This window comes from Shigella sp. SIG3, from assembly GCF_053555855.1.
Genome location: NZ_JBQZXE010000021.1, coordinates 1 through 23099, shown reverse-complemented (window position 1 = coordinate 23099; position 23099 = coordinate 1). Strand labels below are relative to the sequence as shown.

General features: G+C 51.2%; 16 protein-coding genes, 7 tRNA genes and 3 pseudogenes. 23 read left to right on the top strand and 3 right to left on the bottom strand.

Annotated elements, in window-relative coordinates; genetic code table 11:
* Nucleotides 1-321: 321 nt before the first annotated feature.
* From nagB to ACUU1I_RS06535, 12 genes and pseudogenes are all read left to right on the top strand, one after another.
* On the top strand, nucleotides 322-1122 hold the full coding sequence (gene nagB, locus ACUU1I_RS06590; protein WP_001237072.1) for a glucosamine-6-phosphate deaminase: 801 nt from the start codon (nucleotides 322-324) through the stop codon (nucleotides 1120-1122).
* A 59-nt stretch (nucleotides 1123-1181) separates the two neighbouring features.
* Nucleotides 1182-2330, top strand: coding sequence for an N-acetylglucosamine-6-phosphate deacetylase (gene nagA / locus ACUU1I_RS06585; RefSeq protein WP_000271152.1), 1149 nt, complete (start codon nucleotides 1182-1184; stop codon nucleotides 2328-2330).
* Nucleotides 2331-2338: 8 nt separating this feature from the next.
* Nucleotides 2339-3559 carry a DNA-binding transcriptional regulator NagC gene (nagC, locus tag ACUU1I_RS06580; RefSeq protein ID WP_000187600.1) on the top strand — a complete coding sequence of 407 codons (1221 nt, stop codon included), beginning with the start codon at nucleotides 2339-2341 and terminating at the stop codon, nucleotides 3557-3559.
* Between the two features lie 47 nt (nucleotides 3560-3606).
* Nucleotides 3607-4349: pseudogene (nagD, locus tag ACUU1I_RS06575) on the top strand (ribonucleotide monophosphatase NagD).
* Nucleotides 4350-4745: 396 nt separating this feature from the next.
* Complete coding sequence (gene asnB / locus ACUU1I_RS06570) at nucleotides 4746-6410, top strand: asparagine synthase B (protein WP_000337088.1); 1665 nt, start codon at nucleotides 4746-4748, stop codon at nucleotides 6408-6410.
* A 379-nt stretch (nucleotides 6411-6789) separates the two neighbouring features.
* Nucleotides 6790-6866 (top strand) — tRNA-Met (locus ACUU1I_RS06565).
* A gap of 8 nt (nucleotides 6867-6874) precedes the next feature.
* Nucleotides 6875-6959: transfer RNA gene (locus tag ACUU1I_RS06560), tRNA-Leu, on the top strand.
* A gap of 23 nt (nucleotides 6960-6982) precedes the next feature.
* Nucleotides 6983-7057 (top strand) — tRNA-Gln (locus ACUU1I_RS06555).
* A gap of 34 nt (nucleotides 7058-7091) precedes the next feature.
* Nucleotides 7092-7166: transfer RNA gene (locus ACUU1I_RS06550), tRNA-Gln, on the top strand.
* Nucleotides 7167-7181: 15 nt separating this feature from the next.
* Nucleotides 7182-7258: transfer RNA gene (locus ACUU1I_RS06545), tRNA-Met, on the top strand.
* Between the two features lie 48 nt (nucleotides 7259-7306).
* Nucleotides 7307-7381: transfer RNA gene (locus ACUU1I_RS06540), tRNA-Gln, on the top strand.
* A 37-nt stretch (nucleotides 7382-7418) separates the two neighbouring features.
* Nucleotides 7419-7493, top strand: a tRNA-Gln gene (locus tag ACUU1I_RS06535).
* 153 nt (nucleotides 7494-7646) lie between these two features.
* On the opposite strand, the gene ubiF is transcribed toward ACUU1I_RS06535, so the two are convergent.
* Complete coding sequence (gene ubiF, locus ACUU1I_RS06530) at nucleotides 7647-8822, bottom strand: 3-demethoxyubiquinol 3-hydroxylase (RefSeq protein ID WP_000184595.1); 1176 nt, start codon at nucleotides 8820-8822, stop codon at nucleotides 7647-7649.
* 145 nt (nucleotides 8823-8967) lie between these two features.
* Between ubiF and miaB the strand changes: the two genes are divergently transcribed.
* The 11 genes and pseudogenes from miaB to hscC all read left to right on the top strand — a co-directional run bounded on the left by miaB (nucleotide 8968) and on the right by hscC (nucleotide 21000).
* Nucleotides 8968-10392, top strand: a complete 1425-nt coding sequence (gene miaB, locus ACUU1I_RS06525; RefSeq protein ID WP_000162739.1) for a tRNA (N6-isopentenyl adenosine(37)-C2)-methylthiotransferase MiaB — start codon at nucleotides 8968-8970, stop codon at nucleotides 10390-10392.
* A 152-nt stretch (nucleotides 10393-10544) separates the two neighbouring features.
* Nucleotides 10545-11585, top strand: coding sequence for a PhoH family protein (locus ACUU1I_RS06520; protein ID WP_001018039.1), 1041 nt, complete (start codon nucleotides 10545-10547; stop codon nucleotides 11583-11585).
* Entirely contained in the window at nucleotides 11582-12049 is a 468-nt protein-coding gene (gene ybeY / locus ACUU1I_RS06515) for an rRNA maturation RNase YbeY (RefSeq protein WP_000084469.1), read from the top strand. Before ACUU1I_RS06520 ends, ybeY begins: the two co-directional genes overlap by 4 nt.
* Nucleotides 12050-12138: 89 nt before the next feature.
* Nucleotides 12139-13017, top strand: coding sequence for a CNNM family magnesium/cobalt transport protein CorC (corC, locus tag ACUU1I_RS06510; protein ID WP_001278601.1), 879 nt, complete (start codon nucleotides 12139-12141; stop codon nucleotides 13015-13017).
* Nucleotides 13018-13041: 24 nt separating this feature from the next.
* Nucleotides 13042-14580 carry an apolipoprotein N-acyltransferase gene (gene lnt, locus ACUU1I_RS06505; RefSeq protein WP_000853043.1) on the top strand — a complete coding sequence of 513 codons (1539 nt, stop codon included), beginning with the start codon at nucleotides 13042-13044 and terminating at the stop codon, nucleotides 14578-14580.
* Nucleotides 14581-14976: 396 nt separating this feature from the next.
* Nucleotides 14977-15884: pseudogene (gene gltI / locus ACUU1I_RS06500) on the top strand (glutamate/aspartate ABC transporter substrate-binding protein GltI).
* A 169-nt stretch (nucleotides 15885-16053) separates the two neighbouring features.
* Nucleotides 16054-16794 (top strand): annotated as a pseudogene (gene gltJ, locus ACUU1I_RS06495) (glutamate/aspartate ABC transporter permease GltJ).
* Nucleotides 16794-17468, top strand: a complete 675-nt coding sequence (gene gltK / locus ACUU1I_RS06490; protein ID WP_000272830.1) for a glutamate/aspartate ABC transporter permease GltK — start codon at nucleotides 16794-16796, stop codon at nucleotides 17466-17468. The pseudogene gltJ and the gene gltK overlap by 1 nt, the downstream one beginning before the upstream one ends.
* Nucleotides 17468-18193 carry a glutamate/aspartate ABC transporter ATP-binding protein GltL gene (gene gltL, locus ACUU1I_RS06485; RefSeq protein WP_000631382.1) on the top strand — a complete coding sequence of 242 codons (726 nt, stop codon included), beginning with the start codon at nucleotides 17468-17470 and terminating at the stop codon, nucleotides 18191-18193. The genes gltK and gltL overlap by 1 nt, the downstream gene beginning before the upstream one ends.
* Before the next feature lie 117 nt (nucleotides 18194-18310).
* Nucleotides 18311-19246: a pyrimidine-specific ribonucleoside hydrolase RihA gene (gene rihA / locus ACUU1I_RS06480; RefSeq protein WP_001207523.1), complete on the top strand. Its 936-nt coding sequence runs from the start codon at nucleotides 18311-18313 to the stop codon at nucleotides 19244-19246.
* 83 nt (nucleotides 19247-19329) lie between these two features.
* Nucleotides 19330-21000 carry a molecular chaperone HscC gene (gene hscC, locus ACUU1I_RS06475; protein ID WP_000367908.1) on the top strand — a complete coding sequence of 557 codons (1671 nt, stop codon included), beginning with the start codon at nucleotides 19330-19332 and terminating at the stop codon, nucleotides 20998-21000.
* Nucleotides 21001-21059: 59 nt separating this feature from the next.
* Here the strand turns inward: hscC and djlC are convergent, their stop codons facing one another.
* Entirely contained in the window at nucleotides 21060-22511 is a 1452-nt protein-coding gene (djlC, locus tag ACUU1I_RS06470; RefSeq protein WP_005049464.1) for a co-chaperone DjlC, read from the bottom strand.
* On the bottom strand, nucleotides 22508-23099 hold a 592-nt coding region (locus ACUU1I_RS06465; RefSeq protein WP_449144818.1), incomplete at its 5' end, for a DUF1266 domain-containing protein. The genes ACUU1I_RS06465 and djlC, both read right to left, overlap by 4 nt.

The following is a 23099-nucleotide window of genomic DNA, read 5'->3' as shown; positions in this document are numbered from 1 at the left end:
TACGAGAACCCTATTTGGCTCGTTTAAAGCCGTATTTTTATTTTGCTGCAAATTTTACTGCCGATGTTCTGTAATCAGATTGTTAGATCATCTGCTACAGAGTGTGTGAAAATTTAATTCGTATCGCAAATTAAACGCGTGTCTTTTGTGAGTTTTGTCACCAAATATCGTTATCATCACTCCCTTTTACTGGCTAAACCAGAAAACTTATTTTATCATTCAAAAAATCAAGTCGGATTGACGCCTGTCTGCGCAAATCCAGGTTACGCTTAAAGATGTCTAATCCGCCAACGGCTTACATTTTACTTATTGAGGTGAATAATGAGACTGATCCCCCTGACTACCGCTGAACAGGTCGGCAAATGGGCTGCTCGCCATATCGTCAATCGTATCAATGCGTTCAAACCAACTGCCGATCGTCCGTTTGTACTGGGCCTGCCGACTGGCGGCACGCCGATGACCACCTATAAAGCGTTAGTCGAAATGCATAAAGCAGGCCAGGTCAGCTTTAAGCACGTTGTCACCTTCAACATGGACGAATATGTCGGTCTGCCGAAAGAGCATCCGGAAAGCTACTACAGCTTTATGCACCGTAATTTCTTCGATCACGTTGATATTCCAGCAGAAAACATCAACCTTCTCAACGGCAATGCCCCGGATATCGATGCCGAGTGCCGCCAGTATGAAGAAAAAATCCGTTCTTACGGAAAAATTCATCTGTTTATGGGCGGTGTAGGTAACGACGGTCATATTGCATTTAACGAACCGGCGTCTTCTCTGGCTTCTCGTACTCGTATCAAAACCCTGACTCATGACACTCGCGTCGCGAACTCTCGTTTCTTTGATAACGATGTCAATCAGGTGCCAAAATATGCCCTGACTGTCGGTGTTGGTACACTGCTGGATGCCGAAGAAGTGATGATTCTGGTGCTGGGTAGCCAGAAAGCACTGGCGCTGCAGGCCGCCGTTGAAGGTTGCGTGAACCATATGTGGACCATCAGCTGTCTGCAACTGCATCCGAAAGCGATCATGGTGTGCGATGAACCTTCCACCATGGAGCTGAAAGTTAAGACTTTAAGATATTTCAATGAATTAGAAGCAGAAAATATCAAAGGTCTGTAATTGTTATCCCTGCCCTGGTTCCTTGCTCAGGGCAATATTTTTTAAAATCGGGGGTCAGAATGTATGCATTAACCCAGGGCCGGATCTTTACCGGCCACGAATTTCTTGATGACCACGCGGTTGTTATCGCTGATGGCCTGATTAAAAGCGTCTGTCCGGTAGCGGAACTGCCGCCAGAGATCGAACAACGTTCACTGAACGGGGCCATTCTCTCCCCCGGTTTTATCGATGTGCAGTTAAACGGCTGCGGCGGCGTACAGTTTAACGACACCGCTGAAGCGGTCAGCGTGGAAACGCTGGAAATCATGCAGAAAGCCAATGAGAAATCAGGCTGTACTAACTATCTGCCGACGCTTATCACCACCAGCGATGAGCTGATGAAACAGGGCGTGCGCGTTATGCGCGAGTACCTGGCAAAACATCCGAATCAGGCGTTAGGTCTGCATCTGGAAGGTCCGTGGCTGAATCTGGTAAAAAAAGGCACCCATAATCCGAATTTTGTGCGTAAGCCTGATGCCGCGCTGGTCGATTTCCTGTGTGAAAACGCCGACGTCATTACCAAAGTGACCCTGGCACCGGAAATGGTTCCTGCGGAAGTCATCAGCAAACTGGCAAATGCCGGGATTGTGGTTTCTGCCGGTCACTCCAACGCGACGTTGAAAGAAGCAAAAGCCGGTTTCCGCGCGGGGATTACCTTTGCCACCCATCTGTACAACGCGATGCCGTATATTACCGGTCGTGAACCGGGCCTGGCGGGCGCGATCCTCGACGAAGCTGACATTTATTGCGGTATTATCGCTGATGGCCTGCATGTTGATTACGCCAACATTCGTAACGCTAAACGCCTTAAAGGCGACAAACTGTGTCTGGTTACCGACGCCACCGCGCCAGCAGGTGCCAACATTGAACAGTTCATTTTTGCGGGTAAAACAATATACTACCGTAACGGACTTTGTGTGGATGAGAACGGTACGTTAAGCGGTTCATCCTTAACCATGATTGAAGGCGTGCGTAATCTGGTCGAACATTGCGGTATCGCACTGGATGAAGTGCTGCGTATGGCGACGCTCTATCCGGCGCGTGCGATTGACGTTGAAAAACGTCTCGGCACGCTCGCCGCAGGTAAAGTAGCCAACCTGACCGCATTCACACCTGATTTTAAAATCACCAAGACCATCGTTAACGGTAACGAGGTCGTAACTCAATAAGAGAAAGTATGACACCAGGCGGACAAGCTCAGATAGGTAATGTTGATCTCGTAAAACAGCTTAACAGCGCGGCGGTTTATCGCCTGATTGACCAGTACGGGCCAATCTCGCGGATTCAGATTGCCGAGCAAAGCCAGCTTGCCCCCGCCAGCGTAACCAAAATTACGCGTCAGCTTATCGAACGCGGGCTGATCAAAGAAGTTGATCAGCAGGCCTCCACCGGGGGCCGCCGCGCTATCTCCATCGTCACCGAAACCCGCAATTTCCACGCAATCGGCGTACGGCTTGGTCGTCATGACGCCACCATCACTCTGTTTGATCTCAGCAGCAAAGTGCTGGCAGAAGAACATTACCCGCTGCCGGAACGTACCCAGCAGACGCTGGAACATGCCCTGCTGAATGCCATTGCTCAGTTTATTGATAGCTACCAGCGCAAGCTGCGCGAGCTAATCGCCATTTCGGTGATCCTGCCAGGGCTTGTTGACCCGGACAGCGGCAAAATTCATTACATGCCGCATATTCAGGTAGAAAACTGGGGGCTGGTAGAAGCACTGAAAGAACGTTTTAAAGTGACCTGTTTCGTTGGTCACGATATCCGTAGTCTGGCGCTGGCGGAGCACTACTTCGGTGCAAGTCAGGATTGCGAAGACTCCATTCTGGTGCGTGTCCATCGCGGAACCGGGGCCGGGATTATCTCTAACGGGCGCATTTTTATTGGCCGCAACGGTAACGTCGGTGAAATTGGCCATATTCAGGTCGAACCGCTGGGTGAACGCTGCCACTGCGGCAACTTTGGCTGCCTGGAAACTATCGCCGCCAACGCTGCCATTGAACAACGGGTGTTGAATCTGTTAAAGCAGGGCTACCAGAGCCGTGTGCCACTGGACGACTGCACCATCAAAACTATCTGCAAAGCCGCGAACAAAGGCGATAGCCTGGCCTCGGAAGTGATTGAGTATGTCGGTCGTCATCTGGGTAAAACCATCGCCATTGCTATCAACTTATTTAATCCGCAAAAAATTGTTATTGCTGGTGAAATCACCGAAGCCGATAAAGTGCTGCTCCCTGCTATTGAAAGCTGCATTAATACCCAAGCGCTGAAGGCGTTTCGTACTAATCTGCCGGTGGTACGTTCTGAGCTGGATCACCGCTCGGCAATCGGCGCTTTTGCGCTGGTAAAACGCGCCATGCTCAACGGTATTTTGCTCCAGCATTTGCTGGAAAATTAATGTGCTTTTATAGTGGCGCTTATTGTTGTCAATATTCTGGGTAGTCCATGACCATTAAAAATGTAATTTGCGATATCGACGGCGTGCTGATGCACGATAACGTCGCCGTACCGGGTGCAGCGGAATTTTTGCACGGGATTATGGATAAAGGCCTGCCGCTGGTGTTGCTGACCAACTATCCTTCGCAGACTGGGCAAGATCTGGCGAACCGCTTTGCCACTGCCGGTGTCGATGTGCCGGATAGCGTGTTTTATACCTCTGCGATGGCGACCGCCGATTTCCTGCGTCGCCAGGAAGGCAAGAAAGCGTATGTGGTGGGCGAAGGCGCACTGATTCATGAACTGTACAAAGCCGGTTTCACTATTACCGATGTGAACCCTGATTTCGTGATTGTTGGCGAAACACGTTCCTACAACTGGGACATGATGCATAAAGCAGCCTATTTCGTCGCTAACGGTGCACGCTTTATCGCCACCAACCCGGACACGGTTTTTATCCCGCTTGTGGCGCGTTGTGTGCAGGGATTGAGAAAATCTCCGGGCGCAAACCGTTCTATGTTGGTAAGCCCAGCCCGTGGATCATCCGCGCGGCATTAAACAAAATGCAGGCGCATTCGGAAGAAACAGTGATTGTCGGCGATAACCTGCGTACCGATATTCTGGCGGGCTTCCAGGCCGGTCTGGAGACGATTCTGGTGCTTTCTGGTGTTTCATCGCTCGACGATATCGACAGTATGCCGTTCCGCCCAAGCTGGATTTACCCGTCAGTCGCTGAAATCGACGTTATCTGAATACCACCCACGTCTGCGGACGTGGTTGGCTCTGATGACAAACGCCAAACTGCCTGATGCGCTACGCTTATCAGGCCTACGCAGCTCCTGCAATATATTGAATTTTCATGCTTTTGTAGGCCGTATAAGGCGTTCACGCCGCATCCGGCATGAACAAATCGCACTTTATCAGCAATTTGGCCCCCGTAAAATATAACCATTCAATAAAACCCGCTAAAAATTATCGATTCATCAATAAATACATCCTCACACCAGACCCTTTTTCACCAATCGACAATCACCATTACGTTTTTTATTTTTGCACTGCCAAATAGCTTGCGCACAGTGCTGCTTTGCGGCATTTTTTTAAACAAGCAAACACAACAAGCAACAAATACCAGGTTAACGGAGAAGGTTATGTGTTCAATTTTTGGCGTATTCGATATCAAAACAGACGCAGTTGAGCTGCGTAAGAAAGCACTCGAGCTGTCACGCCTGATGCGTCATCGTGGCCCGGACTGGTCCGGTATTTATGCCAGCGATAACGCCATTCTCGCTCACGAACGTCTGTCAATTGTTGACGTTAACGCGGGGGCGCAACCTCTCTACAACCAACAAAAAACCCACGTACTGGCGGTAAACGGTGAAATCTACAACCACCAGGCATTGCGCGCTGAATATGGCGATCGTTATCAGTTCCAGACAGGGTCTGACTGTGAAGTGATCCTCGCGCTGTATCAGGAAAAAGGGCCGGAATTTCTCGACGACTTGCAGGGCATGTTTGCCTTTGCCCTGTACGACAGCGAAAAAGATGCCTACCTGATTGGTCGCGACCATCTGGGGATCATCCCACTGTATATGGGGTATGACGAACACGGTCAGCTGTATGTGGCCTCAGAAATGAAATCGCTGGTGCCAGTTTGCCGCACGATTAAAGAGTTCCCGGCGGGGAGCTATTTGTGGAGTCAGGACGGCGAAATCCGTTCTTATTATCATCGCGACTGGTTCGACTTTGATGCAGTGAAAGATAACGTGACCGACAAAAACGAGCTGCGTCAGGCACTGGAAGATTCCGTTAAAAGCCATCTGATGTCTGATGTGCCTTACGGTGTGCTACTTTCTGGTGGTCTGGATTCCTCAATTATTTCCGCTATCACCAAGAAATACGCAGCCCGTCGCGTGGAAGATCAGGAACGCTCTGAAGCCTGGTGGCCGCAGTTACACTCCTTTGCTGTAGGTCTGCCGGGTTCACCGGATCTTAAAGCAGCCCAGGAAGTGGCAAACCATCTGGGCACGGTGCATCACGAAATTCACTTCACTGTACAGGAAGGTCTGGATGCCATCCGCGACGTGATTTACCACATCGAAACTTATGATGTGACCACTATTCGCGCTTCAACACCGATGTATTTAATGTCGCGTAAGATCAAGGCGATGGGCATTAAAATGGTGCTGTCCGGTGAAGGTTCTGATGAAGTGTTTGGCGGTTATCTTTACTTCCATAAAGCGCCCAACGCTAAAGAACTGCATGAAGAGACGGTGCGTAAACTGCTGGCCCTGCATATGTATGACTGCGCGCGCGCCAACAAAGCGATGTCAGCCTGGGGCGTGGAAGCACGCGTTCCGTTCCTCGACAAAAAATTCCTTGATGTGGCGATGCGCATTAACCCGCAGGATAAAATGTGCGGTAACGGCAAAATGGAAAAACACATCCTGCGTGAATGTTTTGAGTCATACCTGCCCGCAAGCGTGGCCTGGCGGCAGAAAGAGCAGTTCTCCGATGGCGTCGGTTACAGTTGGATCGACACCCTGAAAGAAGTGGCGGCGCAGCAGGTTTCTGATCAGCAACTGGAAACTGCCCGCTTCCGCTTCCCGTACAACACGCCGACCTCAAAAGAAGCGTATCTGTACCGCGAGATCTTTGAAGAACTGTTCCCACTTCCGAGTGCCGCTGAGTGCGTGCCGGGCGGTCCTTCCGTCGCGTGTTCTTCAGCTAAAGCGATCGAATGGGATGAAGCGTTCAAAAAAATGGACGATCCGTCTGGTCGTGCGGTTGGCGTTCACCAGTCGGCGTATAAGTAAGAAATGCGGTACTGCCCCGGAGAAATCCGGGGCTGTTTTAGTTATTGCGCTGCTTGTTGATTCTGATATGCAGTAAGGAAATGTTCCGGGTTTGCCACATCACTGTTTGACAACTCATCACTGTAGGCCAGTATTTCATAGATTAATTTCCCACCACTATTGTTGAATTCCGAATTTCATCCTGTACGACAAAAGAATGGCTGTAGGGTGGGGAAAAAACACAAAGTAAACAATAATTGACGAATATAGCGCCACGCTGTTCGCAACCTAACCAAACAGTCACTTTCGAGCAATTTTCCTTGAAAAAGAGGTTGACGCTGCAAGGCTCTATACGCATAATGCGCCCCGCAACGCAGATAAGGTATCGCGAAAAAAAGATGGCTACGTAGCTCAGTTGGTTAGAGCACATCACTCATAATGATGGGGTCACAGGTTCGAATCCCGTCGTAGCCACCATCTTTTTTGCGGGAGTGGCGAAATTGGTAGACGCACCAGATTTAGGTTCTGGCGCCGCAAGGTGTGCGAGTTCAAGTCTCGCCTCCCGCACCATTCACCAGAAAGCGTTGTACGGATGGGGTATCGCCAAGCGGTAAGGCACCGGTTTTTGATACCGGCATTCCCTGGTTCGAATCCAGGTACCCCAGCCATCTTCTTCGAGTAAGCGGTTCACCGCCCGGTTATTGGGGTATCGCCAAGCGGTAAGGCACCGGTTTTTGATACCGGCATTCCCTGGTTCGAATCCAGGTACCCCAGCCATCGAAGAAATAATCTGGCTACGTAGCTCAGTTGGTTAGAGCACATCACTCATAATGATGGGGTCACAGGTTCGAATCCCGTCGTAGCCACCAAATTCTGAATGTGTCGAATACGTTCGGCAAATTCAAAAACCAATTTGTTGGGGTATCGCCAAGCGGTAAGGCACCGGATTCTGATTCCGGCATTCCGAGGTTCGAATCCTCGTACCCCAGCCAATTTATTCAAGACGCTTACATCGTAAGTGCACCCAGTTGGGGTATCGCCAAGCGGTAAGGCACCGGATTCTGATTCCGGCATTCCGAGGTTCGAATCCTCGTACCCCAGCCACATTAAAAAAGCTCGCTTCGGCGAGCTTTTTGCTTTTCTGCGTTCATTCAATGTCGAATGCGATGTTGACACGTCTTATCCTTCAATGTCGGATGCGACGCTGCCGCGTCTTATCCGACCTACGGTTGGCACGCATCCGGCAATGTTGTAAGGCTACAACCCTAACGCATATTTCAGCGCCTGACGTTTCAACACGCCAGCACGCTCTGCCGCCATTAACCCGAGATTACGCACAAAACGCAGCGGCGGCAGATTATTACTGAATCCGGCATAAAACAGATCCATACCACTTTGCATAATGAAGTTATCCGCCATGCGCCGCATCTGGTAACGCTTGAGGACAGGATAACTGGCCCACGCTTCACCGTAGCTGCGGGCATTCACCAGAACATCAATCAGGGCATCGACATCACGATAACCAAGATTCACCCCCTGCCCCGCCAGCGGATGGATGGTATGCGCGGCATCGCCCACCAGCGCAAGCCCCGGCTGCACATACTGCAACGCATGTCGGCGCGTCAGCGGAAACGCACCAGCGGCAAGCGGTGTAACGTAACCCAGACGCGACGGGAAATGCTTCGCGATTTCCGCCTGGAGTTGCGCCATATTCATATTCTGCAACTGGCGAATACGCGCCGGAGAGTCATACCACACCAGCGATGCCCAGTTATCAAACAACGGCAGAAACGCACGCGGTCCGTCCGGGGTAAATTGCTGCCAGGTGCTGTCGCCGGGATCGTTCTCACACTGTACGCTAATCAACATGCACGACTGCGCATACTGCCAGGCATGAACGCCAATTCCCGCCATCTGCCGCACCTGAGAATTTGCGCCGTCGGCACCAATCACCAGTTTCGCGCGGATCGTTTCACCGCCCTTCAGTTCCAGCTCCTGAAGATCATTATCTCGATGTAATGCAATCAGCGAGGTTGGCACACGTAACGTTACTTTCGGATGCGCTTCCAGCGCCTGCCACAACGCCTGTTGCAGGACTGTGTTTTCCACCATGTAGCCAAGCAACGGCAACTTTAATTCGGCTGCGTCAAATACCACATGTGCCGTTTCCCACTCCCAGGTTTCCAGTCTGCGGTAAGGATGGCAACGCATAGCCTGTACTGCATCCCAGACCCCTACCCCTTTAAGCAATGATACCGAAGCCGCGCTGATCGCCGAGATCCGCACGTCCGGTTGGCTGTCAGCGACAAACGGTGCAGGTTCTGCGTGCTCGATCACCGTTACCGAAAATCCGTGCTGTGCCAGCCCCAGCGCCAGTGCGCCGCCGACCATTCCTCCGCCGACAATGGCAATTTCCGTTGGTTGATTTGTCATGGTCAATCATCCTGTTAGCAATATGCTTTAAGTTTACAGGATTTTTACCCCCAAGGGCTGATAACGCTCATACTGGTCACAACGGCAGCAAAGCATTACACTATGCGCCCTGCATTCCTGGCTACTATTTCGCAAGAGCAAGTCGATGACCAAAAAACTCCATATTAAAACCTGGGGCTGTCAGATGAACGAGTACGATTCATCGAAGATGGCCGATCTGCTGGATGCCACCCACGGCTATCAACTGACCGACGTGGCGGAAGAAGCGGATGTGCTACTGCTGAACACCTGCTCAATCCGCGAGAAGGCTCAGGAAAAAGTCTTCCATCAGTTGGGTCGCTGGAAACTGTTAAAAGAGAAGAATCCAGACCTGATTATCGGCGTCGGTGGCTGCGTGGCATCGCAAGAAGGCGAGCACATTCGCCAGCGCGCCCACTATGTCGATATTATTTTTGGGCCGCAAACGCTGCACCGTCTGCCGGAGATGATCAACTCCGTGCGCGGCGACCGCAGCCCGGTTGTAGATATCAGCTTCCCGGAAATCGAGAAGTTTGACCGTCTGCCGGAACCGCGCGCCGAAGGGCCGACCGCGTTTGTCTCCATCATGGAAGGCTGCAATAAATATTGCACCTACTGCGTGGTGCCTTACACCCGTGGTGAAGAGGTAAGCCGTCCGTCTGACGATATTCTGTTTGAGATTGCCCAGCTTGCGGCTCAGGGCGTGCGTGAAGTCAACCTGCTCGGTCAGAATGTGAATGCCTGGCGTGGTGAGAACTACGACGGCACCACCGGATCGTTTGCCGATCTGTTGCGTCTGGTTGCTGCGATCGACGGGATCGATCGTATTCGCTTTACCACCAGCCATCCGATCGAATTCACCGACGATATCATCGAAGTGTACCGCGACACGCCTGAGCTGGTGAGCTTCCTGCATCTGCCGGTACAGAGCGGTTCCGATCGCATTCTGAACCTGATGGGACGTACCCATACGGCGCTGGAGTACAAAGCGATCATCCGTAAACTGCGTGCGGCGCGTCCGGATATTCAGATCAGTTCTGACTTCATTGTTGGCTTCCCTGGCGAAACCACCGAAGACTTCGAGAAAACGATGAAGCTGATTGCCGACGTCAATTTCGACATGAGCTACAGCTTTATCTTCTCTGCACGTCCAGGAACGCCTGCCGCCGATATGGTTGATGATGTTCCGGAAGAAGAGAAGAAGCAGCGTCTGTATATTCTGCAAGAACGTATCAATCAGCAAGCGATGGCATGGAGCCGTCGGATGCTCGGCACCACCCAGCGTATTCTGGTAGAAGGGACTTCGCGTAAGAGCATCATGGAGCTTTCCGGGCGTACCGAAAATAACCGCGTGGTCAACTTCGAGGGCACACCGGATATGATCGGTAAATTCGTCGATGTAGAAATTACCGACGTCTACCCGAACTCTCTGCGCGGTAAAGTGGTGCGAACTGAAGATGAAATGGGTCTGCGCATGGCAGAAACACCGGAGTCGGTGATTGCCCGCACCCGCAAAGAAAACGACCTTGGCGTGGGTTATTATCAGCCGTAATTCTCAGGCCTGCCGTTCCGGTGGGCCTTGTTTTTTCTCTCTTTATCCCCATCTTTATCGCAATGCTTGCGCCTTTTTCCTGTGGCGTGAATAATTTCCTTATAGGCCGGTGAATGTTCAGCTTCCGGCGGCATACAGATAAGAGGAACGGTTTGAACATAGACACTCGCGAAATCACCCTGGAGCCAGCAGACAATGCGCGTCTGTTGAGCCTGTGCGGCCCGTTTGATGACAACATCAAGCAGCTCGAACGCCGTCTCGGCATCGAGATCAATCGCCGCGATAACCACTTTAAACTGACCGGCCGTCCGATTTGCGTCACCGCTGCGGCAGACATTCTGCGTAGCCTGTATGTCGATACTGCCCCGATGCGCGGTCAGATTCAGGATATCGAACCGGAACAGATCCACCTTGCGATTAAAGAAGCGCGGGTACTGGAGCAAAGCGCGGAGAGCGTGCCGGAGTACGGCAAAGCGGTCAATATCAAAACTAAACGCGGCGTAATTAAGCCGCGCACGCCAAACCAGGCGCAGTACATCGCCAATATTCTCGACCATGACATTACCTTCGGCGTTGGCCCGGCGGGTACGGGTAAAACCTACCTGGCAGTGGCTGCGGCAGTTGATGCCCTGGAGCGTCAGGAAATTCGCCGTATTCTGCTGACTCGTCCGGCGGTCGAAGCCGGTGAGAAACTGGGCTTCCTGCCTGGCGATTTAAGCCAGAAAGTAGACCCGTATCTGCGCCCACTGTACGACGCGCTGTTTGAAATGCTGGGCTTTGAGAAAGTCGAGAAACTGATTGAGCGCAACGTTATTGAAGTCGCGCCGCTGGCCTATATGCGTGGTCGTACGCTGAACGACGCGTTTATCATTCTCGATGAGAGCCAGAACACTACCATCGAACAGATGAAGATGTTCCTGACCCGTATCGGTTTTAACTCAAAAGCGGTTATCACCGGCGACGTCACACAGATCGACCTGCCGCGTAATACTAAATCAGGCTTACGTCATGCCATTGAAGTGCTGGCCGATGTCGAAGAGATCAGCTTTAACTTCTTCCACAGCGAAGACGTGGTTCGTCACCCGGTGGTGGCGCGTATCGTTAACGCTTATGAAGCCAGGGAAGAAGCAGAACAAAAACGTAAAGCGGCGCTGGCAGCAGAACGCAAGCGCGAAGAACAGGAACAAAAATGAGTCAGGTGATCCTCGATTTACAACTGGCATGTGAAGATAATTCCGGGTTACCGGAAGAGAGCCAGTTTCAAACATGGCTGAATGCGGTGATCCCGCAGTTTCAGGAAGAGTCGGAAGTGACTATTCGCGTGGTAGATACCGCCGAAAGCCACAGTCTGAATCTGACCTACCGCGGTAAGGATAAGCCGACCAACGTGCTCTCCTTCCCGTTTGAAGTGCCGCCTGGCATGGAGATGTCGCTACTGGGCGATCTGGTTATCTGCCGTCAGGTGGTTGAGAAGGAAGCTCAGGAGCAAGGCAAACCACTGGAGGCGCACTGGGCGCATATGGTGGTGCACGGCAGTCTGCATTTGTTAGGTTACGATCACATTGAAGATGACGAAGCAGAAGAAATGGAAGCCCTCGAAACAGAGATTATGCTTGCTCTGGGCTATGAGGATCCGTACATTGCCGAGAAAGAATAATTTGCCAGGCATTTGACTGGCAGACGTCCCCGCCGTTGGTGATTAACGACGGCGTTTTGATTAACTAACATGAGAACCCATACGACGCCATGAGCGACGACAATTCACACAGTAGTGACACGATAAGCAACAAGAAGGGATTTTTCTCCCTGTTACTCAGCCAACTTTTCCACGGTGAACCGAAAAACCGTGACGAACTGCTGGCGCTGATCCGTGATTCCGGGCAGAACGACCTTATCGACGAAGATACGCGCGATATGCTCGAAGGGGTGATGGACATCGCAGACCAACGCGTTCGCGACATCATGATCCCCCGCTCCCAGATGATTACCCTGAAACGCAACCAGACGCTGGACGAATGCCTTGATGTCATCATCGAGTCCGCCCACTCACGTTTCCCGGTGATTAGCGAAGACAAAGATCACATTGAAGGGATTCTGATGGCGAAAGACTTGCTGCCGTTTATGCGCAGCGATGCTGAAGCCTTCGGCATGGACAAAGTGTTACGTCAGGCGGTTGTCGTTCCTGAAAGTAAGCGCGTAGACCGGATGCTGAAAGAGTTTCGCTCTCAGCGTTACCACATGGCGATCGTTATTGACGAATTCGGTGGGGTTTCCGGTCTGGTGACCATTGAAGACATCCTGGAACTGATTGTTGGTGAGATTGAAGACGAGTATGACGAAGAAGATGATATCGACTTCCGTCAGCTGAGTCGTCATACCTGGACCGTGCGCGCACTGGCTTCCATTGAAGACTTCAACGAAGCGTTCGGCACCCACTTTAGCGATGAAGAAGTCGACACTATCGGTGGTCTGGTGATGCAGGCGTTTGGGCATCTTCCGGCGCGTGGCGAAACTATCGACATCGACGGTTACCAGTTCAAAGTGGCGATGGCCGATAGTCGGCGTATTATTCAGGTTCATGTCAAAATCCCGGATGACTCACCCCAGCCAAAGCTGGATGAATAAAACCGAAACTGGATAGATAACTACATGGCTTTTGCCTCATTAATTGAACGCCAGCGCATTCGCCTGCTGCTGGCGTTATTATTCGGTGCCTGCGGAACGCTGGCCTTCTCTCCTTACGACGTCTGGCCTGCGGCGATTATTTCGCTGATGGGGCTTCAGGCGTTGACCTTTAACCGTCGCCCACTCCAGTCTGCCGCTATTGGCTTTTGCTGGGGATTTGGCCTCTTTGGCAGCGGTATTAACTGGGTCTATGTCAGCATCGCGACCTTTGGCGGGATGCCTGGCCCGGTTAACATCTTCCTAGTGGTGCTGCTGGCGGCGTATTTGTCGCTGTATACCGGACTGTTTGCTGGCGTGCTGTCGCGTCTGTGGCCGAAAACCACCTGGCTGCGCGTGGCGATTGCCGCCCCTGCTCTCTGGCAAGTGACCGAGTTTCTGCGCGGTTGGGTGCTGACTGGCTTCCCGTGGTTACAGTTCGGCTATAGCCAGATTGATGGCCCGTTAAAAGGGCTGGCACCGCTAATGGGCGTGGAAGCCATTAACTTCCTGCTGATGATGGTTAGTGGCCTGCTGGCACTGGCGTTGGTCAAACGCAACTGGCGTCCGCTGGTGGTGGCCGTCGTGCTGTTTGCCCTACCCTTCCCGCTGCGTTACATCCAATGGTTTACCCCGCAACCGGAGAAAACCATTCAGGTTTCGATGGTTCAGGGCGATATTCCGCAATCGCTGAAATGGGACGAAGGCCAGCTTCTTAATACGCTAAAGATTTACTACAACGCAACGGCACCGCTGATGGGCAAATCATCGTTGATTATCTGGCCGGAGTCGGCGATAACCGATCTGGAAATTAATCAGCAACCGTTCCTCAAAGCACTGGACGGTGAGTTGCGTGATAAAGGTAGCTCGCTGGTAACCGGGATTGTCGACGCGCGTCTCAATAAGCAGAACCGCTACGATACCTACAACACCATCATCACGCTGGGTAAAGGTGCACCGTACAGCTACGAATCAGCCGATCGCTATAACAAAAACCATCTGGTGCCGTTTGGCGAGTTTGTCCCGCTGGAGTCGATTCTGCGTCCGTTAGCACCGTTCTTTGATCTGCCGATGTCGTCGTTCAGCCGTGGGCCATATATCCAGCCGCCGCTGTCGGCAAATGGTATTGAGCTTACTGCGGCTATTTGCTACGAGATCATTCTCGGCGAGCAAGTGCGCGATAACTTCCGCCCGGATACCGACTACCTGCTGACTATCTCCAACGATGCGTGGTTTGGTAAATCTATTGGTCCATGGCAACACTTCCAGATGGCGCGAATGCGTGCGCTGGAGCTGGCGCGCCCACTGTTGCGCAGCACCAACAACGGCATTACGGCGGTGATTGGCCCGCAGGGTGAGATTCAGGCGATGATCCCGCAGTTCACCCGCGAGGTGTTAACCACTAACGTGACGCCGACCACCGGACTCACACCATACGCACGTACCGGCAACTGGCCGCTGTGGGTGCTGACGGCACTGTTTGGTTTTGCTGCTGTGTTGATGAGTCTGCGTCAGCGACGTAAATAATCCCTTCTTATCGTGCCGGAATACATCCCATATTTCGGCACGCTCACCGGATGCGGCATCAGTGCATTATCCGGATAACAATATTCTCCTATCCAACTTTGGCACATCTATTGCTTTGTTATACAAGGCAAAGCTTGAACCAGCATCAGTACAACCCGGTTGCACCACAGCAATCCACCGGTAGCACCAAAAGAGTGCATTTTAAGAATTTTGCTTCAGAATGGTGCGGTGCACCTCGCAAAAACAAACAATAAAACATCAATATCTTTACATTTAGCCAAACTAAATGTTACCTAACAGGCACAACACTGCACAATAAAGTTGCAGACGATAACAACACAAACACTCACAACGGGTATCCATGCGTTCTTAACGCAGAAGATAAAGGAGTTGGATATGCAATTACGTAAACCTGCCACAGCAATCCTCGCCCTGGCGCTTTCCGCAGGACTGGCACAGGCAGATGACGCCGCCCCGGCAGCAGGCAGTACGCTGGACAAAATCGCCAAAAACGGTGTGATTGTCGTCGGTCACCGTGAATCTTCAGTACCTTTCTCTTATTACGACAATCAGCAAAAAGTGGTGGGTTACTCGCAGGATTACTCCAACGCCATTGTTGAAGCAGTGAAAAAGAAACTCAACAAACCGGACTTGCAGGTAAAACTGATTCCGATTACCTCACAAACCGTATTCCACTGCTGCAAAACGGCACTTTCGATTTTGAATGTGGTTCTACCACCAACAACGTCGAACGCCAAAAATAGGCGGCTTTCTCTGACACTATTTTCGTGGTCGGTACGCGCCTGTTGACCAAAAAGGGCGGCGATATCAAAGATTTTGCCGACCTGAAAGGCAAAGCCGTAGTCGTCACTTCCGGCACTACCTCTGAAGTTTTGCTCAACAAACTGAATGAAGAGCAAAAAATGAATATGCGCATCATCAGCGCCAAAGATCACGGTGACTCTTTCCGCACCCTGGAAAGCGGTCGTGCCGTTGCCTTTATGATGGATGACGCTCTGCTGGCCGGTGAACGTGCGAAAGCGAAGAAACCAGACAACTGGGATATCGTCGGCAAGCCGCAGTCTCAGGAAGCCTACGGTTGCATGTTGCGTAAAGACGATCCGCAGTTCAAAAAGCTGATGGATGACACTATCGCTCAGGTGCAGACCTCCGGTGAAGCGGAAAAATGGTTTGATAAATGGTTCAAAAATCCAATTCCGCCGAAAAACCTGAACATGAATTTCGAACTGTCAGACGAAATGAAAGCACTGTTCAAAGAACCGAATGACAAGGCACTGAACTAATTACAAGAACCAGAGGCGGAAATTCCAGCCCTCTCGATTGTTACGTAGCACGGACAGACTATACGCCTGATGGTCGTTCCCCATCGGGCCTGAAAACCGCAATACGCTGGGTAACAATCTTCGAGGGTAGCAGTTAACGCTGCTACCCTCTTTTTTCTGGAGTAGATTTATGTCTATAGACTGGAACTGGGGTATTTTTTTACAACAAGCCCCGTTCGGCAATACCACCTATCTTGGTTGGGTCTGGAGTGGTTTTCAGGTGACGATCGCTTTGTCGATCTGCGCCTGAATTATCGCTTTCCTCGTCGGTTCATTTTTCGGCATTTTACGTACCGTTCCAAACCGTTTTCTCTCCGGTCTGGGTACGTTGTATGTCGAACTGTTCCGCAACGTGCCGTTGATTGTGCAATTCTTTACCTGGTATCTGGTGATCCCGGAGCTGCTGCCGGAGAAAATCGGCATGTGGTTTAAGGCCGAGCTGGATCCCAATATTCAGTTTTTCCTTTCATCCATGCTCTGCCTGGGGCTGTTTACCGCCTCCCGTGTTTGCGAACAGGTACGCGCCGCTATTCAGTCGCTACCGCGTGGGCAGAAGAATGCCGCGCTGGCGATGGGCCTGACGCTACCGCAGACTTATCGATACGTACTGCTGCCTAATGCTTATCGCGTTATCGTCCCGCCGATGACTTCCGAGATGATGAACCTGGTGAAAAACTCCGCCATCGCCTCGACCATCGGTCTGGTGGATATGGCGGCGCAGGCGGGTAAATTGCTCGACTACTCGGCTCACGCCTGGGAGTCGTTTACCGCCATCACGCTTACGTATGTGTTGATTAACGCTTTTATCATGCTGGTGATGACGCTGGTTGAACGTAAAGTTCGCCTGCCCGGCAACATGGGGGGCAAATAATGTACGAGTTTGACTGGAGTTCCATTGTTCCTTCCCTGCCATATCTGCTCGACGGGCTGGTGATCACCCTGAAAATCACCGTCACGGCAGTCGTGATTGGTATTTTGTGGGGTACCATGCTGGCGGTGATGCGCTTGTCCAGCTTCGCGCCTGTTTCGTGGTTTGCCAAAGCCTACGTTAACGTATTCCGCTCGATTCCTTTAGTCATGGTTTTGCTGTGGTTTTACTTGATTGTGCCGGGATTTCTGCAAAATGTGCTGGGATTATCGCCAAAAAATGATATTCGTTTAATTTCGGCGATGGTGGCGTTTTCGATGTTTGAAGCGGCCTACTATTCAGAGATTATCCGTGCCGGTATTCAAAGTATTTCCCGTGGTCAGTCGAGCGCCGCGCTGGCGTTGGGGATGACTCACTGGCAGTCGATGAAACTGATTATTCTGCCGCAGGCTTTCCGCGCGATGGTGCCGCTGCTGCTCACTCAGGGCATCGTACTGTTCCAGGATACCTCGCTGGTGTATGTGTTATCTCTGGCCGATTTCTTCCGTACCGCCTCAACCATTGGTGAGCGTGATGGTACGCAGGTCGAGATGATCCTGTTTGCCGGATTTGTTTATTTCGTTATTAGCCTTAGCGCGTCGTTGTTGGTCAGCTACTTGAAAAGAAGGACAGCATAATGATTACCCTGAAAAATGTTTCAAAATGGTATGGTCACTTTCAGGTGCTGACCGACTGCTCAACCGAAGTGAAAAAAGGCGAAGTGGTGGTGGTTTGCGGCCCGTCTGGTTCCGGCAAATCAACGCTGATTAAAACCGTCAACGGCCTCGAACCAGTGCAGCAAGGTGAAATCACCGTCGATGGTATCGTGGTTAACGACAAGAAAACCGATCTGGCAAAGCTGCGCTCCCGCGTCGGGATGGTATTCCAGCATTTCGAGCTGTTCCCTCATCTGTCGATTATCGAAAACCTGACCCTGGCGCAGGTGAAAGTGCTTAAACGCGATAAAGCGCCCGCTCGTGAAAAAGCATTGAAATTGCTGGAGCGCGTGGGACTTTCCGCACATGCCAATAAATTTCCGGCGCAGCTTTCCGGCGGTCAGCAGCAGCGTGTGGCAATCGCTCGCGCATTGTGTATGGCTCCTATTGCGATGCTGTTCGACGAACCGACATCGGCGCTGGATCCGGAGATGATCAACGAAGTGCTGGACGTGATGGTGGAACTGGCGAACGAAGGAATGACCATGATGGTGGTGACCCACGAAATGGGCTTTGCCCGCAAAGTGGCGAATCGGGTGATCTTTATGGACGAGGGTAAAATTGTCGAAGACTCGCCGAAAGACGCTTTCTTCGATGATCCGAAATCGGACCGCGCAAAAGACTTCCTCGCGAAAATCCTGCATTAATCACTCTGGCGCGCATACCCAATTGCGCGCCATCTCACGCTTTATCGTTTCGCCCCTCGTATCTGTTACATCCTGGCGTTACCCTTGTCGCAAAGAAGCACACAACAAGGAGCAACAATGGCACTGCCAATTCTGTTAGATTGCGACCCAGGTCATGATGACGCTATCGCAATAGTTCTCGCCCTCGCCTCACCAGAGCTTGATGTCAAAGCAATTACGTCTTCCGCCGGAAACCAGACACCAGAAAAAACCTTACGCAATGTTCTGCGTATGCTGACCTTGCTTAATCGCACCGATATTCCGGTGGCAGGCGGCGCGGTAAAACCGTTAATGCGTGAGTTGATTATCGCGGACAATGTGCACGGCGAAAGCGGTCTCGACGGCCCGGCATTACCGGAACCGACGTTCGCACCGCAAAACTGTACGGCGGTGGAGCTGATGGCGAAAACGCTGCGCGAAAGTGCGGAACCTGTCACGATTGTTTCTACCGGACCGCAAACTAACGTTGCCTTGCTGCTCAATAGCCATCCGGAACTGCATAGCAAAATTGCCCGTATCGTGATTATGGGCGGCGCAATGGGGCTTGGTAACTGGACGCCTGCGGCTGAATTTAATATTTACGTTGACCCGGAAGCGGCAGAAATTGTCTTCCAGTCAGGGATCCCGGTGGTGATGGCCGGTCTGGATGTTACTCATAAAGCGCAAATCCACGTTGAAGACACCGAGCGTTTCCGCGCGATTGGCAACCCTGTTTCAACCATTGTTGCCGAACTGCTGGATTTCTTCCTCGAATATCATAAAGACGAAAAATGGGGCTTTGTCGGCGCACCGCTGCATGACCCATGCACCATCGCCTGGCTGTTGAAACCCGAGTTGTTTACCACTGTTGAGCGCTGGGTTGGCGTGGAAACACAGGGGAAATATACCCTGGGTATGACGGTTGTTGATTATTATTATCTGACTGGCAATAAACCGAATGCCACTGTAATTGTCGATGTTGATCGTCAGGGCTTTGTTGATTTACTGGCTGATCGTCTGAAATTTTACGCTTAACACTCGTCATTGATTAAGATCACCACGCGTTACCTGGGTGGTCTTAATCTATTTATCTCTTTTTCTTTCAAGATATAAATGCAATGGATAATGCAGAACTCGCCATAGGTATCGATCTCGGCACTACCAATAGTTTAATTGCCGTCTGGAAAGACGGTGCCGCGCAATTAATTCCAAATAAGTTCGGTGAATATTTAACACCATCCATAATTAGCATGGATGAAAATAATCATATTTTAGTCGGAAAACCGGCTGTATCACGGCGTACTTCGCATCCGGATAAAACGGCAGCGTTATTTAAACGTGCAATGGGCAGTAATACCAACTGGCGGTTAGGCAGCGACACATTTAACGCGCCAGAACTGTCCTCTTTGGTATTACGCTCATTAAAAGAAGATGCCGAAGAATTTCTGCAACGTCCGATTAAAGATGTGGTGATCTCCGTTCCGGCTTATTTCAGCGATAAACAACGCAAGCATACCCGTTTAGCAGCGGACTTAGCCGGGTTAAATGCGGTACGCTTAATTAATGAACCCACAGCAGCTGCGATGGCGTATGGCCTGCATACCCAACAAAATACCCGTTCGCTGGTGTTTGATCTCGGTGGCGGCACGTTTGACGTTACGGTGCTTGAGTACGCCACGCCGGTGATTGAAGTTCACGCCTCCGCTGGCGACAACTTCCTCGGTGGCGAAGATTTTACCCATATGTTGGTCGATGACGTTTTAAAGCGCGCGGATGTCACAAGGACCACGCTTAACGAGAGTGAACTGGCAGCCTTGTACGCCTGTGTGGAAGCGGCAAAATGTAGCAATCAATCGCCAATGCACATTCGCTGGCAGTACCAGGATGAAACGCGGGAATGCGAATTTTACGAGAACGAACTGGAAGATTTGTGGTTGCCGCTGCTCAATCGCTTGCGAGTGCCGATTGAACAGGCGTTGCGCGATGCGCGTCTGAAGCCGAGTCAAATCGACAGTCTGGTGCTGGTTGGCGGCGCGTCACAAATGCCGCTGGTGCAGCGAATCGCCGTGCGTCTGTTTGGCAAATTACCGTATCAAAGTTACGATCCGAGCACCATTGTCGCGCTGGGCGCAGCAATCCAGGCCGCCTGCCGCTTACGCAGTGAAGATATTGAAGAAGTGATCCTCACTGATATTTGCCCTTACTCGTTGGGCGTTGAGGTTAACCGCCAGGGCGTTTCCGGCATTTTCTCGCCGATTATTGAACGAAACACCACTGTGCCCGTGTCGCGTGTAGAAACTTATTCAACCATGCACCCGGAACAGGATTCAATTACGGTTAACGTCTATCAGGGAGAAAACCACAAAGTTAAAAACAACATTCTGGTGGAATCCTTCGATGTGCCGTTGAAGAAAACCGGGGCTTATCAGTCGATTGATATTCGCTTTAGTTATGATATCAACGGGTTGCTTGAAGTTGACGTGCTTCTGGAAGACGGCAGCGTTAAGTCCAGAGTGATTAACCACAGCCCGGTAACATTGAGCGCGCAGCAGATTGAAGAGAGTCGGACGCGGTTATCCGCATTGAAAATTTATCCGCGCGATATGCTCATCAATCGCACCTTTAAAGCCAAACTGGAAGAGTTGTGGGCGCGGGCGCTGGGTGACGAGCGAGAAGAGATTGGCCGGGTGATCACCGATTTTGATGCGGCGCTGCAGTCAAACGATATGGCCCGCGTCGATGAGGTCAGGCGGCGGGCGAGCGTTTATTTAGCCATTGAGACCTCATAATCACGGCTGCCGGATGCGGCGTAAATGCTGCATCCGGCATCGGCGCAAAAAACACATCGTCAACTAAACAACATCGCGATTTTGCCGAGAGCATAACCTATAACCAGCACCGTTAAACTGATTTTGATAATGCTGGTAATGCTCTGTGGTTTTTCACCCTCATCATTTTTTTCTTCATGGTTTTCAGGTGTTGGCTCATCGACATCTTCATCCTCCGGCTCGAGTTTTACTTTCGTCAACAGCATCCGGGTGATAATGGCCTCTAATGGATGAGCATCTCCGCCTTCCAGCCTTGTATTAAGACGGGCCAGCATCTCTTGTTTCGGAAACGCTTCAAGTACTACCTGTTCCGCTACCCGATACAAATCCAGTAACGGTGAATCTTCTTCTGTCTCGCTACCGACTCTCGATTTCCACCACGCCCATGCTTTGCGTTTGAAGAATAACGACTCAATAAACGATTGACCTAACGGCGATAATTTTCCGCTATGTAAAATTTCCGCCCATAACAGCCGCGTCCGGGCGCTCTCACCAGGAACATATTTCAGCGGTTGACCTTGCGCATCTACCATGCTCCGCGCTTCGATAACCATCACTAATAACGCGAAATAATCCGGGCAATGACGCTTGCTCCACTGCAACAACAAATTATCAGCTTGTGTAGATGGGTAACTTTCCCAGTACGCGCCGAGATCAGCAAGCAGGCTTTCCCCCTCGCCGCAGTACAAACGTTGTGCACACTGGTAATACCGGGCATCTTCGCTTTCTGGTTCTTCCGCTTGCCACTGTTTGGCTACAGGAATGAGTTCCACCATACCTGTTTGCACCGAGCTGTACCAGCGCAACAGTTTGCGATGTAACTTTGCATCATCAGGAATGAACCACGGTCCTTCCATCGCCAAAAACGCAGTGACATAGTCAGGATGGTAACGGCAGCAACGTTCCAGCGCGAAGTAATATTCAACAGTCTGGTTCTGTAACGCGACGGGATATTCCAGAAGGCTAAGGAAATCGAAACAATCACCAGCCTGAATGGCCTCAAGAAAAGCCTCCCTTTCTTCCTCATCCATTCCTTCGCTGTCATTAAACGAATGCCAGTTCAAACGCTCTGCCAACAAAGAAGCACAATTTAATGACAGATATCGCGCTTCTATAGCGATTGCACACAGCGGCCAGCGTAATTGATCGACATCCTCCATGTTCCAGGTATTTAATTGCTGAATAAATTTCTGCCAGGCGGAGGGCTGAAAACGATCACTTTCTGAATCCAGTAATGTCCTGAATGCACGTAGTATTTCATGTTCAGCGGTGGCATCTTTTTCTTCATCATCTGCTTCCTCGACAGGATTTACCGCCAGTCGCAGCGCCTCTTCATAGGCCTGGCGTAATGCTTTAAACCCCTGCGGATCGGTTTCGGGATGACACAACGGTAAGCGAGCAAGATAAGCCTGGCGGATAATGTCTATTTGCGTCGTGCTTTCAATTTCGAGGATTTGCCAACATGTTTTCATAGGTCGCTCACATCCTTAAGCGTTACCGGGCATTCAGGCTGGACAGTTAATGGCTGCCAGGGAAGCGTGGCATAGAAACGGTCGCTTCCCGCTGCCAGCTCTTCGAACATCCGACTCCCGGCGCTATCGTATTTGTACAGGGTTAGCGCCTCGCGTAGCGAAGCGTTGTCTTCGCACTGAGAAGATTGCCAGTAGAGACGCCCTAGTGAATAGGCAGAAAAATAGTGCATCCAGCTGTGATAGTAATGGTGAGCTCGTGCATAGACGCGCGATTGCAGCCATAAACTCTCTTCTTCCGTCAGCCAGTTGTTGAGCACACCGGCCCGTGACAGAAACCCCATTCGAACATAATCCCAGGCTTTGATTCCCCCTTCTCCACAGCACATAGCGGTTTGGGCAACGAATTGGGTATAAATCAACCCTCTCTCCGAGCCACCAGCAATTAATGCTTTCCACTCTTCAGGGGAAGAGCGTTGCCATGTCAGATATAAGCCAGCTAAATCATTGGCATGACCATCATCAGTCATCTGATAAATAGTCTGAATTAAATCATCACGATTATTTATTCCCCAGGATGATGAGAGATCG

Coding starts and splice junctions, on each gene's coding strand:
- rihA (WP_001207523.1), top strand. CDS start 18,311: ATGGCACTGCCAATTCTGTTAGATTGCGACCCAGGTCATGATGACGCT.
- corC (WP_001278601.1), top strand. CDS start 12,139: ATGAGCGACGACAATTCACACAGTAGTGACACGATAAGCAACAAGAAG.
- nagC (WP_000187600.1), top strand. CDS start 2,339: ATGACACCAGGCGGACAAGCTCAGATAGGTAATGTTGATCTCGTAAAA.
- asnB (WP_000337088.1), top strand. CDS start 4,746: ATGTGTTCAATTTTTGGCGTATTCGATATCAAAACAGACGCAGTTGAG.
- ubiF (WP_000184595.1), bottom strand. CDS start 8,822: ATGACAAATCAACCAACGGAAATTGCCATTGTCGGCGGAGGAATGGTC.
- miaB (WP_000162739.1), top strand. CDS start 8,968: ATGACCAAAAAACTCCATATTAAAACCTGGGGCTGTCAGATGAACGAG.
- gltK (WP_000272830.1), top strand. CDS start 16,794: ATGTACGAGTTTGACTGGAGTTCCATTGTTCCTTCCCTGCCATATCTG.
- lnt (WP_000853043.1), top strand. CDS start 13,042: ATGGCTTTTGCCTCATTAATTGAACGCCAGCGCATTCGCCTGCTGCTG.
- hscC (WP_000367908.1), top strand. CDS start 19,330: ATGGATAATGCAGAACTCGCCATAGGTATCGATCTCGGCACTACCAAT.
- ybeY (WP_000084469.1), top strand. CDS start 11,582: ATGAGTCAGGTGATCCTCGATTTACAACTGGCATGTGAAGATAATTCC.
- gltL (WP_000631382.1), top strand. CDS start 17,468: ATGATTACCCTGAAAAATGTTTCAAAATGGTATGGTCACTTTCAGGTG.
- nagB (WP_001237072.1), top strand. CDS start 322: ATGAGACTGATCCCCCTGACTACCGCTGAACAGGTCGGCAAATGGGCT.
- djlC (WP_005049464.1), bottom strand. CDS start 22,511: ATGAAAACATGTTGGCAAATCCTCGAAATTGAAAGCACGACGCAAATA.
- nagA (WP_000271152.1), top strand. CDS start 1,182: ATGTATGCATTAACCCAGGGCCGGATCTTTACCGGCCACGAATTTCTT.